This is a genomic window from Aquabacterium soli (genome assembly GCF_003933735.1).
GTDB lineage: Bacteria > Pseudomonadota > Gammaproteobacteria > Burkholderiales > Burkholderiaceae_C > Aquabacterium > Aquabacterium soli.
On sequence record NZ_RSED01000003.1, the window covers coordinates 187,272 to 199,964 of the forward strand.

Below are 12,693 nucleotides of genomic sequence, written 5' to 3' on the forward strand. Positions count from 1 at the left end.
CTTTCTGTAAGTTTACATAATATACATTGTAGGCAATACGACATAGAGACCAACAGGGGGCACCCAAGAAGTAACGCCCGTTGCACAGGGTCAAGTCTGGCCGCCTCAAGCCGATACCGAACCATCCCGGGCAACGTTCCCAATCACTACAGACCACAGGGTGGCCGCGCCATATTGGTGCGGCCACCCGATCTTTTTTTCGGATATCGAAGACATGTCAAGCATCTCGAGCTGGATTGCCAATCTGTCGCTGCGCGGCAAGTTCGGTGTGTTGGGCTTGGTCGCCTTGACCATGGCGGCCGTCCCGTCAGGCATGGTGCTGCACGACGTGATCGCCAACGTGAAGGTGCTTCAAGCGGAACAAGACGGGCTGCAGCCCTCTCGGACCATGCTTGAGCTCATCCGCCTGACGCAGGAGCACCGAGGCCTGTCTGCTGCGGTGCTGGGCGGAGACCCCAGCAAGCAGGAAGCCCGTCAAGCCCGCCAGCAGGCCGTGGACCAGACTTACGATCTGCTGGCCCAGCAACTGTCCGCCGTGGGCCAGGCAGGCAGACTTCAACCCACGGTAGAAAAAGCGCGCAGTGCCTGGCAGGCTCTGCAAAAGGACGTGACCGGCGGCGGGCTCAAGCCTGCAGAGAGTCTGCAGCGCCATACCCAGCTTGTGGCTCAGCTGCTCTTGCTGCTGGAGGATGAAATGTCCGTCAGCGGCATGGCCCTGGATGCCGATGTGCAAAGCTATTACCTGATCATGGCTTCGCTGCGCGACCTGCCGCGCATGACCGAGAAGCTGGCGCTCGCCCGGGGCAAAGGAACGGGCATGCTGGCGCAGCACAGCTCGGAGGTCAAGGACGTGATCATGATGAACACCATCGTGCAGGCGGCGCAGGTGCACGCCCAGGACGCTGTGCGGGACATGGAGATCGCGGACCACTCCGGGGATGGTTTGACGGCAGAGGTCAAGCAGGCATTCGAGGCTTCACGCCAGGCCTATCAACAGGCGCAAGTCCTGATGGCGCCGCTGCTCGACCCTGCGGTGGCATCCAACCAGGCTTCCGGCCCCTTCTTCGATGACATGACCACCACGATCAAGGCCCAGTTCGCCGCGGGCGATGCGGTCATCACGCAGTTGACCCGCATGTTTGACAACCGCCTGGCGCATGAGTACCGGCAACTGACCTTGTTGGTGGGCTCGATGCTGGCGGCAGCCGCGGTGGCCGTGTGGGTGAGCATGCTCATCGTGCGCCAGACCACCCGCACGGTGCAGATGGCCGTGCGTGCCACCGAGGCCCTGGCCCGGGGTGACCTGCGTGGCGAACTGCACACCGATCAGCGCGATGAGGTTGGCCAGATGGTGCAGACGCTGGGACGCACCGTGGTGCAGTTCCGCCAGACCTTGAATGGCATCAAGGCTGCCAGCGAGTCGGTGGCCACGGCGGCCACACAGATCGCCCAGGGCAACGAGGACCTGAGCGCCCGCACCGAGAACCAGGCCGCATCGCTGCAGGAAACAGCCTCGTCCATGGAGCAGATGTCGGCCACGGTGGGCAGCAACGCCACCATCGCCAAGACGGCCAACGGCTTGGCCGGTGAGGCATCGGCGGAGGCCTCGCGCAGCGGAGAGACCTTTGCACGCGTGGTGTCCAAGATGGAGACCATCAAACAGTCCAGCCAGAAGATTGCCGAGATCAACGCCGTGATCGACGCGATCGCCTTCCAGACCAACATCCTGGCGCTCAATGCCGCTGTGGAGGCAGCACGTGCGGGCGAACAGGGCCGCGGCTTCGCGGTGGTGGCGGGCGAGGTCCGCACGCTGGCGCAGCGCTCGGCCCAGGCCGCGCGCGAGATCAAAACCTTGATCAGCGACAGCGTGCAGAACGTGGATGAGGGCTACGACCTCGCGGCAGAGACAGGCCACTCCATCGAGCGCCTGGTGCAGCAGGTCAAGCAGGTCAGCCAGATGATGGGCGACATCGCCATGAGCAGCGAGCAGCAGTACCTGGGCATTGCGCAGGTGAACCAGGCTGTGACTCAACTGGACCAGACCACCCAGCAGAACGCCGCCCTGGTGGAAGAGTCCAGCGCGGCGGCGTCGAGCCTGAACGATCAGGCCACGCGTCTGCGCGAGGCGGTGGACCGGTTCACCCTGGCGTAGACCCTCCATTCGCCCTGCCCTGAACGTCTTGCTTTCTGCCGGAGTAAGATTATTCGGAAGGCGGCGAATGGGGCTTTGGCCACAAGCTGCCACATTGCTTGGAGCCCATGTCTACAGTGCCCTCTTCTTCAGAAAACCCAGCCGTCGCTTCCACAGGCATCCCTGGCCTGGACAAGGTTTTGCGGGGTGGGCTTCCAACGGGCCGCCTTTACCTGCTGGAGGGCAAGCCGGGCGCAGGCAAGACCACGGCAGCCCTTCAGTTTCTGCTGGAAGGCGTCAAGGCCGGTGAGCCTACGCTGTACATCACCTTGTCAGAGACCAGTGAAGAGCTGGTGTCCGTGGCGAACTCGCACGGGTGGTCGCTGGAGGGCATTGAGCTGTTCGAACTGGCCCAGGCCAGCGATGCCCTGGGAGCAGGCACGGACCAGACCCTGTTGCACACCTGGGAGGTGGAGCTCACCGCCACGGTGCAATTGATCACGGCACGCGTCGAGGCGCTCAAGGCCAGGCGCGTGGTGTTCGACAGCCTGTCGGAGATGCGCCTGCTGGCCCAGGATTCCTTGCGCTACCGGCGCCAGGTGCTGGCACTCAAGCAGTACTTTGCAGAGCGCCACATCACCACCCTGCTGATCGATGACATGACCGACAACGCGGGCGAGCGCGACGCGCACCTGCACAGCCTGAGCCACGGTGTCATCACCCTGGAGCGTCAGACGCTGGATTTCGGCGGCTCCCGCAGGCGTGTTCAGGTGCAGAAGCTGCGTGGCGTGAACTTCGTGGAGGGTTACCACGACTTCGTCCTGAGGCGTGGTGGCATGGTCGTGTTCCCTCGCCTGATCGCGTCGCAGCACCGAACCCCCTTCATCGGCGAGCCCGTGTCCAGCGGCAGCCCGGAGCTCGATGCATTGCTGCATGGCGGGCCGCGCCGTGGCACATCCACATTGATCTCGGGACCCGCCGGCTCTGGCAAGACCAACATCGCGCTCAAGTTTGCCGCGGCCGCCTGTGCGCGTGGCGAACGCGTGGCCATCTACCAGTTCGACGAACGCATCGGCACCCTCCTCCAGCGTGCCAAGCTGATGGGACTGGATCTGCAGGCCTGCATTGACGCGGGCTTCCTGAACATCCGGCAGGTCGATCCCGCAGAGATATCCCCAGGTGAATTCGCATCGATGATCCAGGAGGAAGTCGAGCAACAGCAGGTGAAGATGGTGGTGCTCGATAGCCTGAGCGGCTACCTCAGCGCCATGCCGCAGGAGAATCAGCTGGTTCTTCAGATGCACGAATTGCTGTCGTACCTGAACCAGCAAGGCGTGCTTTCCCTGTTGATCAATGCCCAGCAAAGCCTGGTCGGCACGATGGCGACGGCGGGCATCAACGTCAGCTACTTGAGCGATGTGGTCCTGCTTCTGCGCTTCTTTGAAGCGGAGGGCCGCATCCGCAAGGCCTTGTCGGTGATCAAGAACCGCGGCGGCTCTCATGAAGAAACGATCCGCGAACTGAGGATTGATGCCCAGGGCTTGCGCATCGGCGAGGCATTGACCGCCTTCAGAGGCGTTCTGACAGGTGTGCCGAAGTATGTGGGGTCTACAGAGGCATTGATGGAGCAGCGTTCTGATGCTCCATAGCCAGGAGCTCATCGTCCGGCGGGTGCTGATCCTGGCACCGACCGGGCGAGATGCGGAGAACGCGCACTTGGTGCTGTCAAGGCACGGGTTTTCGCCGGTGATCGCGCCAACGCTGGATGCCTTGTCCAGCATGCTGGACGAACAGGCCGGCGCGGTGCTCATCACCAGCGAAGCCCTGCATGGCCCAGGGGTGGAACGGCTCGCCAAGGCCCTGAAGGCACAGCCCGCCTGGTCCGACCCGCCCTTCGTCTACCTGACCCCCAAACAGACGGGCCTGTCCACCGAGTCCGCACGCTTGCGCAGAAGCTGGCCTTCGGGCATGACCAATGTGATGGTGCTGGAAAGGCCCTTGAGCAGCGAGTCATTGGCCAGCGCCGTGCATTGGGCCCTGACCATGCGGCAACGGCAGTTCCAGGTGCGCGATCAGTTCGAAAAGCTGGCCGAGCGCGAGGCCCAGTTGCTGGCCAGCCAGGCGGCAGAACGCACCGCGGCCCTGCGGCGTGAACTGATCTTCCGCATCGCCGAGAGCCAACGTGCCGCGAAGTCACCTGAGGCGATCATGTCTGCCACGGTGACCGCGTTGGCTCAGTACATGGGGGTGGACCGCGCGGGCTTCTACACATTGAGCGCTGACGCTCAGACACTGACCTTCGGCCCTTCTCATGCAGCGCCGCCGTGGCAGCCGCTGACAGGCTCCATGGCGGTGGCAGATGTTGGCAAGAACATGACCGACCTGCTCTCCCAGGGACGCAATGTACTGGTGGGCAGGGCCTCCGGGCACGACGTGTTGAGCGGCACTGTGTTGAGGGAGATGGGCGTCGTGTCCGTCATCGGGGTGCCCTTCATGGTTGAGCACCGTTGGTGCGCCGGTGTCTATGTGCATCAGATGACCGAGCGCCAGTGGTCGGATGAAGATGTCTCGCTGGTCGAGGAAGTGGCCCGGCTCACGTGGGATGCCATGGAGCGCGTCGAGGCCGGACAGGCACTGGCAGCCAGCGAGGCCCGATTCAGGGGAATGATCGACTCCATCGATCAGATGGTCTGGTCAACCAGGCCCGATGGCCATCACGACTACTACAACGAGCGCTGGTATGCCTACACAGGGGTGCCGTCCGGCAGCACCGATGGCGAAGCATGGAACGGTGTCTTCCATCCGGAAGACCAGCCCCGAGCCTGGGCCATCTGGCGCCACAGCCTGGAAACGGGCAAGCCCTATCGGATCGAATACCGCCTGCGCCACCACAGCGGCCAGTACCGGTGGGTGTTGGGGCGGGCCCAGGCGGTGCATGACGAAAGCGGGCGCATCGTTCGCTGGTTTGGCACCTGCACGGACATCCAGGACATCGTGGATGCCCGCGAGGTTCTGGCGCGCTCCCGCGAAGACATGGCCCGCGAGGTGGCGGTGCAGACGCAGGAACGCGACCGCATCTGGCAGGTCAGCCGCGATCTGCTGGGGGTGGCAGACATCGATGGCGTGTGGCTGAGCGTCAACCCCGCCTGGCGCCTTGTGCTCGGCTGGGAGCCCGAAGAGATCATCGGGCGGTCGTCAGAGTGGCTGGAGCACCCCGATGACCGCGTGGCCACAAGGGCAGAGATATCAGGCCTGGCCGCAGGCAGAGTGACCCATGCCTACGAGAATCGCTTCAGGGCGGCGGATGGCCAGTACAAGCTGCTGGAATGGCGCGCCGTGGCGCTGGACGGCAAGATCTACGCCGTGGCGCGGGACATCACCGAACAGCGGGCACAGCAGCTGACCCTGCAGGAGACCGAGGAGCGCTTGCGCCAGGCCCAGAAGATGGAGGCTGTGGGGCAGTTGACCGGCGGGATCGCCCATGACTTCAACAACATGCTCCAGGGCATCATCAGCGCCTTGGCTGTGGCCAAGAATTCGCTGCAGACGCAGAGCTACGAGAGGTTGCCGCGCGTGATCGAGATCGCCGAACGGTCGGCTTTCAAGGCAGGCAACCTGACACACCGGCTGCTGGCATTTTCACGGCGGCAACCGCTCGATCCCAAGCCCCTTGATTGCAATGCGTTGATCCTGTCGGTCGAGGAGCTTCTGCGCCGCACGGTGGGAGAAAACATCAGGCTCGAGATGAAGCTGGCCCCTGATGCGTGGCAGGCCCATTGTGATGAGAACCAGCTCGAAAACGCCTTGTTGAACCTGGTGATCAACGCACGCGCGGCCATGCCGGACGGAGGCACCATCAGCATCGTCACCAGCAACGTTCAGGACCATGCGATACCGGATGCCCTGACCAGGAAGCGGGTCGATTGCCTGCGGATCGACGTCATCGACACCGGGTGCGGCATGACGCCCGATGTCATCAAAAGGGTGTTCGAGCCCTTCTTCACGACCAAACCTCTGGGACAAGGCACGGGTTTGGGCCTGTCCATGATCTATGGCTTCGCGCAGCAGTCAGGTGGCGCATGCGAGATAGAAAGCGAAGTCGACCGGGGCACCAAGGTGCATCTGTACCTGCCCAGGTACGACCCTGCCTTGCAGGAGGCGAACACCATACCGACCGCGGATGCGCCCTCACCTGACGAGCCCACATCGTTCCGTCGCAGCACCGTGCTTGTCGTGGAAGACGAAGATTTCGTGCGTGAACTGGTGGTGGAGGCCCTGGGCGAACTGGGCCTGGAAGTCATGCAGGCCGCGAACAGCGAGCAGGCCCTGACCCTGCTGGACACGGGCGTGCGTTTCGAGTTGCTGGTGACCGACGTCGGCTTGCCCGGCCTCAATGGACGCCAGGTGGCCGAGATCGCGCGTCAGCGGCTGCCTCAGATCAAGGTGCTCTTCATGACAGGCTATGCCGAGGGGGCTGGAATGCCCACCGGCACGATCAAGCCCGGCATGGGGCTCATCGTCAAGCCCTTCGACATGGGTGATCTGAGAACGCGGGTGGGTTCGTTGCTGGCTGAGTGACTCAGTTGCCTTGAATCACCGTCTTCAACGGCTCCGGCGAATACAGCGCACTCTGAAACTCCGGCACGTACTCGTACTTCAGCATCTTGCCCAGCTTGAGCGACTTGATGTACGTGGACAGGCCTCCTTCGCCGAGCGTCAGCTTGACCGAATCCGCGCTTGAGCTGGATGCATGGCTCAACTGGCGTGACACCGCGTAGCCATGGACCAGGCGTCCCTGGTGATCCAGGTTGGTGAAGTTGTTGGTCACCATCTCGATCTTGTTCGACAGGTCTTCCAGCTTCTTGGCTTCAAGCACCACGTCGGTCTTGCCGGTGCCGTGGTCACTGATCTCGAAGATGATGGAATCCTTGCTCTCCTTGAGGGCGATGCCGGCAAGCCACTTGGGCAGGTTGTACCCGACCACGCCCCGCACTTTGGCCAGTTCCGTGTTCACCGGCAGCTTGAGCACGTAGCCCCAGAAATCCCTGGACATCGACTGTCCGATCAGCGTGAACGGGCCCAGGTTGGAGCTGCCCGGCTTGTTCGTCACGATCGACAGCGACACCTCGTTGTAGCTGTCGTTGTCGCAGTACTCGTAGGCATAGGCGGTCAGCGCCACCAGGCCCCGGCCTGGCCAGACCTGCAGCGGTTGGACCTGCGCCAACACCTCGGCGGGCATCAGTGCACGCAACCGCGCCAGGTCTGCCGTGAACACCGCCGTCACGCTGCGGTTCTTGTAATAGAAGTTCGGTGAATAGGATTCGAAACCCATGTCGACCTTGACCTTCCTGAGTTCCTTGAACCAGCTGAGGTCAAGCCCTGGCGCCTCGGATTGGATGACGGACAAGGGAGGGTTGGAGCGGTAGCGGTCATACAAGCCGCCGGCCACGATGGGAACCGGCTGGCCGGCGATGTCGATCACCTTGTCGCCCCCCTGCCTGCTTTGGCCTGCATGGTCGGCAGCCCTGGATGGGCCTGCAATGACGGAAAGCAGCAACGCAGTCGTCGCTGCGATGTGGCTGATGTTCATGGTTTTCGCACCTTTGATGCTCTGGTTGAGGCCACTCCTTTCGGAGGCGCCGGAGCATCCTAAGATTCAACCTGACTTAAAGGTCAAGTACCGGTGTGCGAATTCCGGCGGGACATCAGGCGGCCTTCTTGCCCACGGTGATGCCCATGGTGTCCATGACTCTCAAGGCATTGTCCTTGCATTCCATGCCCTCGGGCTTCGCATCAATCAGCTGCATGAGCGTGATGAGGTTGGCCTTGTTCTGTGCCAGCCGGACTTCCATCGCTTCGATGTCGCCGATCTTCTTGCGGAGCGCAGCGACCAGGTCTTCGTGCCGCCAGGTGCTGAAATCCACCGGCAGCACCTGTTTGATCTCATCGAGGGTGAAGCCTGTCTGCTGGGCATTGATGATGATCGACAACACCGCGACAGCCTCGGTCGGGTACTCGCGGTAGCCGTTCGATTGCCGGTCCACGGCGTTCAGCAGCCCCTTCGATTCATAGAACCGGATCGTGGAGGCCGTCAGGCCGGTGCGCCTGGCAAGTTCGCCAATCTTCATGGGGGCCTCTTCGATGAATGCTTCCACTTAACTTTAACAGCGGTGGATCGGAGCACGGCGCCATGAGCGAAGCCCCAGCCCCCAGATCTGCGGTTTTTGCACGCTACCGCCACCGAACTGCTGACTTTCAGCACGGCCGCCCTTGACATTCAAGTTGACTTCAAACTTATGGTCACGGGTGTCGAAACCGAGGAACCCTGTGATGACACCCTTCACCCCGCTGACCTTGCCCAACGGCACCCTGATCCCCAATCGCCTGGCCAAGGCCGCCATGGAAGAGAACCTTGCGGATGCAGACCACGCCCCCTCCGACGAGCTGATCCGTCTCTATGGCGCGTGGGCCGAAGGTGAAGTCGGCCTGATGATCACCGGCAACGTGATGATCGACCGCCGCGCGATGACAGGTCCGGGCGGCGTCGTGCTCGAATCCGAGCAGCACCGGGCCCGCTTCGAACAATGGTCGAAGGCCGCCCGCGCCCGCGGAGCGCAGGTCTGGATGCAGATCAACCATCCCGGGCGCCAGATGCCCGCCGCGCTGGGCCAGACCACCATCGCCCCATCCGCCGTGGCGATGGACCTTGGCAACTTCTCCAAGCAGTTCACGCCACCGAAGGAGATGAACGAGGCGGACATCGCCGAAGTCAAGCACCGCTTCGTCCATGCCGCCGTGCTGGCCGAGAAGTTCGGCTTCAACGGCGTGCAGATCCATGCCGCCCATGGCTACCTGTTCAGCCAGTTCCTGTCGCCGATCACGAACAAGCGCCAGGACCGCTGGGGCGGATCGATCGAGAACCGCGCGCGCATCCTGGTGGACGTGGTCCAGGAGGTGCGTGCCGCCGTGGGCGCCGAATTCGCCGTGGCGGTCAAGCTCAACTCGGCTGATTTCCAGCGCGGCGGCTTCAGCCCGGAAGATGCCAAGCAGGTGGTCGCCATGCTGAACCCGCTGGGGGTGGACCTCATCGAGCTGTCAGGCGGCAGTTACGAGGCGCCGGCCATGCACGGCCAGGCGCGGGATGGGCGCACGCTGGCGCGCGAGGCCTACTTCCTGGAGTTCGCCAAGGACATCGCGTCAGTGGCGCGCATGCCGATCATGGTGACCGGGGGCATTCGGCGCCTGCCTGTGGCCGAGCAGGTGCTGGGCAGCGGCATCGACATGGCGGGCATCGGCACGGCGCTGGCTTTGAACCCCGACCTGCCGCGCGAGTGGAAAGCCGGCCAGGCCAGTGCACCCGTGCTGCGCCCGATCACGTGGAAGAGCAAGGTGCTGGCCTCTCTGGCCTACATGGCCATGGTCAAGCACCAGTTGCGCAGGGTGAGCAAGGGCAGGCGCCCCAACCAGAACGTCACGCCAGCGTTCGCCTTCGTGGAGCAGCAGGTCGAGACGGTGATCAAGAGCTGGAAGTACCGCCGATGGATGAAGCATCCATCGGCGTGATGGAGAGTGGCTGCTCAGCGGGCCAGCCACCCCGACAGGAAGGTCACCACCTTCTGACGGCCTTCCGTGTACGGCGGAAAGAACATCTTGATCGTGTTCAGCCACGTGCTGCGCAGCACCCCGCGCTCATGCGAGAAGGCCTTGAACCCGAAGATGCCGTGGGCATTGCCGATGCCCGAGTTGTTCACGCCGCCGAACGGCAGGTTGCCGTGGGCCACGTGCACCATGCAGTGGTTCACGCACACGCCGCCCGAGCTGGTGTTGGTCAGCACCTTGTCGATGGTGGGCTCATCGCGGCTCCACACGTACAGGGCCAGGGGCTTGGGCTGGCTGTTGATCTCGGCGATGACCTGGTCGATGCTGGTGAAGCCCATGATGGGCAGCACCGGCCCGAAGATCTCTTCACCCATGATGCTGGCCTGCGCGGGCACCTGGTCGATCAGCGTGGGGGCGATGTAGCACTGGGCCTGGTCCACCTCGCCGCCCGCCAGCACGCGGGCGCCGCGCTGCACGGCATCGGCCAGCAGGCCGCTCACGCGCTGGGTATGCCGCTGGTTGATCACATGGGTGAAATCCTGGCTGGACCGCTGCTGCTCGGCCGTGCTGCCATAGCGCTCGGCCAGCACGGCCTTGCATTCGGCCACGAAGCGGTCCTTGACGGACTCATGCACGTACAGATGATCAGGTGCCACGCAGGTCTGCCCGCTGTTGAGGAACTTGCCCCACATGATGGTCTGCGCGGCTTTGGTCAGATCAGCGGTTTCATCCACGATGGTGGGCGACTTGCCGCCCAGTTCCAGCGTGACGCTCGCGAGGTGCCTGGCGGCAGCCGCCATCACGATCTTGCCCACGGCCGGCGAGCCGGTGAAGAAGATGTGGTCGAAGGGCTTGGCCAGCAGCTCCTGCGATGTCTGCAGCGCGCCTTCGAAGAGGGCCACCTCTTCAGGACGGAACACCTTGGCGATGATGCGCGCCATCACCGCCGACACGCGGGGTGCCAGCTCCGAGGGCTTCAAGATCACGGGGTTGCCGGCGGCCAGGGCCGAGATCAGTGGCCCGAACATCAGGTACAGCGGGTAGTTCCAGGGCGCGATGATCAGGCAGCGGCCCCGCGGCTGGTACTGGATCGAGCCGGTGTTGCCCAGTGTCAGCTGCGTGGGGCTGACGCGGGTGGGCTTCATCCATTTGCGCAGGTGGCTGATGGTGTGCTTGGCCTCGTCCAGCGTCGGGATGATCTCGGTGCCATCGACCTCCATGCGGGGCTTGTGAAAATCCTGCATGAAGGCCTCATACAGGGCGTCGCGCTGCTCCAGCATGCCGTCGCGCAGGCGCTTGATGCGTTCGATGCGCTCCTGCACGGTGGACCTGCGCCATGCCAGCGCCGTGGCCTGCTGTGACTCGAACACCTGCTGCATCAGTTGCAGGTCTGCATCCAGGGTGCCGGTGCCGGCCGGCGTCACCACGCTCATCAGGGGGCGGTTCATGGTCAGTCCTCATTGCTTGGCGGCCTCAGGGGCCAGATGAGCGATGCTGTTCCGCCCTAGGGTTAACGTCAATGCGGGTATCCACCTTCGCCCAGGGGCTTGCACCGTCAGGCGGTTGCCCAAGGTACGTTGGCGGTGCGGCATGCACCCAACGCCGATAAACGGCAGCCGTCAGTGGTCGAGCGAGGCGGCCTGCCTCAGCAACTCGGTGGCCCGCTGTGCCATGGGCGATGGCGTGTGCCGAGGGCGGATCACGCCGATCTGGCGCTGCACACCAGGCAGCTCGACGGGGCGCCACACCAGCGACGCCGGGATCGATTCGGGTGGCAGGGCCCGCCGCGGCAGCACGGTGACCAGGCCACCCGTGGCCACGATGATGACCAGCGCCTCCAGCGTGTTGGCTTCCACCACCACCCTGGGCAGCGGCATGCCGGCGTGGGCCAGCACGCCTTCGATCATCTGACGGGCGAACTCATGCTTGCCCGAGGCGGCAAAGTCGTACTGCAACACGGCGGCCAGGTCCAGGGGCCCGCTCTGCGCGGCCAGGGGATGGCTGTGGTGACAGACCAGGCTGAAGGCGTCGTTGTAGAGGGGCTCTGCCTCCAGTTCGGGCGGCAGATCGCCAGGCAACGGGCACACCGCCATGTGCAGCTCGCGGCGCAGCAGGCCATCGAGCAAGGTGTCGCCAAAGGCGGTGTGCAGCTGAAGCACCGCCGCCGGCCGCTCCTGCCGTAGCTGGGGGAACAAGGCCTTGAGCACGAAGTGCGCACTGGCCGGGCTCATGCCCAGGCGCAGCAGCCCGGCATGGCCGCCACCGATGTCGCGGGCCTCCTGCACGGCGTCCTCCATCATGCCGCTGGCCACCTGGCAGCGCTTGAGGAAGCCCTGCCCTGCGTCTGTCAGTTCCAGGCCCCGGGGTGTCCGGTGGAACAGGCCCACCCCGAGGCGCGCCTCCAGGCGCTGGATGGCCTTGGTCAGCGCCGGTTGCGTCATGCCCAGTTGCTCGGCGGCGCGGCCCAGGCTGCCGGCCGTGGCGGCGGCCATGAAATAGCTGACATCGGGGCCCAGCATCTGCATTCCTTGCGCTTATGGGTTTTGGGTTCGTGCTTTATTTGATTTTATGCACATGACCCTGCAAGCTGCGCAGGTGGATGAAACGGATCACCATGGTCCACAGAGGCCGTCACGGCCCATTGTTGAGGAGTACCCCATGAACCGCTATCAGTCGTTCCGCGAGTTCTACCCCTTCTACCTGTCGCAGCACGAAGATCTCACCTGCCGGCGCCTGCACCTGGTGGGCTCTTTGCTGGTGCTGGCCGTCATCGCGGTGGCCCTGTTGACAGCCAACTGGCTGTTGCTGGTGCTGGCACCGCTGGTGGGCTACGGCTTTGCATGGGTGGGGCATTTCGTGTTCGAGAAGAACAAGCCCGCCACCTTCGAGTACCCGCTCTACAGCTTCATGGGTGACTGGGTGATGCTGTGGCAATCACTCACTGGCAAGCTGCGCATGTGAGG

At 63.8% G+C, this 12,693-nt stretch carries 9 protein-coding genes; 5 read left to right on the plus strand and 4 right to left on the minus strand.

Translation table 11 applies throughout. The features are described 5' to 3' along the window. Positions 1 to 214 precede the first annotated feature (214 nt). From EIP75_RS04705 to EIP75_RS04715, 3 genes are all read left to right on the plus strand, one after another. Positions 215 to 2,152 (plus strand): methyl-accepting chemotaxis protein, encoded by a 1,938-nt coding sequence (locus tag EIP75_RS04705; protein WP_125242080.1) that lies wholly within the window; start codon positions 215 to 217, stop codon positions 2,150 to 2,152. Positions 2,153 to 2,259: 107 nt separating this feature from the next. After that, the gene (locus EIP75_RS04710) at positions 2,260 to 3,780 is read left to right on the plus strand and encodes an ATPase domain-containing protein (protein ID WP_125242081.1); all 1,521 of its coding nucleotides are present in this window, start codon (positions 2,260 to 2,262) and stop codon (positions 3,778 to 3,780) included. Then, complete coding sequence (locus EIP75_RS04715) at positions 3,770 to 6,709, plus strand: PAS domain-containing protein (protein ID WP_125242082.1); 2,940 nt, start codon at positions 3,770 to 3,772, stop codon at positions 6,707 to 6,709. Before EIP75_RS04710 ends, EIP75_RS04715 begins: the two co-directional genes overlap by 11 nt. A 1-nt stretch (position 6,710) precedes the next feature. On the opposite strand, the gene EIP75_RS04720 is transcribed toward EIP75_RS04715, so the two are convergent. Further along, complete coding sequence (locus tag EIP75_RS04720; protein ID WP_233584677.1) at positions 6,711 to 7,721, minus strand: acetoacetate decarboxylase (ADC); 1,011 nt, start codon at positions 7,719 to 7,721, stop codon at positions 6,711 to 6,713. Positions 7,722 to 7,836: 115 nt separating this feature from the next. Then, the gene (locus EIP75_RS04725) at positions 7,837 to 8,259 is read right to left on the minus strand and encodes a MerR family transcriptional regulator (RefSeq protein WP_125242083.1); all 423 of its coding nucleotides are present in this window, start codon (positions 8,257 to 8,259) and stop codon (positions 7,837 to 7,839) included. 202 nt (positions 8,260 to 8,461) lie between these two features. Between EIP75_RS04725 and EIP75_RS04730 the strand changes: the two genes are divergently transcribed. Next, on the plus strand, positions 8,462 to 9,694 hold the full coding sequence (locus EIP75_RS04730) for an NADH:flavin oxidoreductase/NADH oxidase family protein (RefSeq protein WP_125242084.1): 1,233 nt from the start codon (positions 8,462 to 8,464) through the stop codon (positions 9,692 to 9,694). 14 nt (positions 9,695 to 9,708) lie between these two features. Here the strand turns inward: EIP75_RS04730 and EIP75_RS04735 are convergent, their stop codons facing one another. Next, a complete protein-coding gene (locus tag EIP75_RS04735) occupies positions 9,709 to 11,178 on the minus strand; it encodes an aldehyde dehydrogenase family protein (protein WP_233584678.1) in 1,470 nt (489 codons plus the stop codon). A gap of 171 nt (positions 11,179 to 11,349) precedes the next feature. Then, the gene (locus EIP75_RS04740; RefSeq protein WP_158622743.1) at positions 11,350 to 12,249 is read right to left on the minus strand and encodes a LysR family transcriptional regulator; all 900 of its coding nucleotides are present in this window, start codon (positions 12,247 to 12,249) and stop codon (positions 11,350 to 11,352) included. 139 nt (positions 12,250 to 12,388) lie between these two features. Here EIP75_RS04740 and EIP75_RS04745 point away from each other — a divergent pair, with 139 nt between their 5' ends. After that, positions 12,389 to 12,691, plus strand: coding sequence for an Mpo1-like protein (locus tag EIP75_RS04745; protein ID WP_125242086.1), 303 nt, complete (start codon positions 12,389 to 12,391; stop codon positions 12,689 to 12,691). Positions 12,692 to 12,693: the final 2 nt, after the last annotated feature.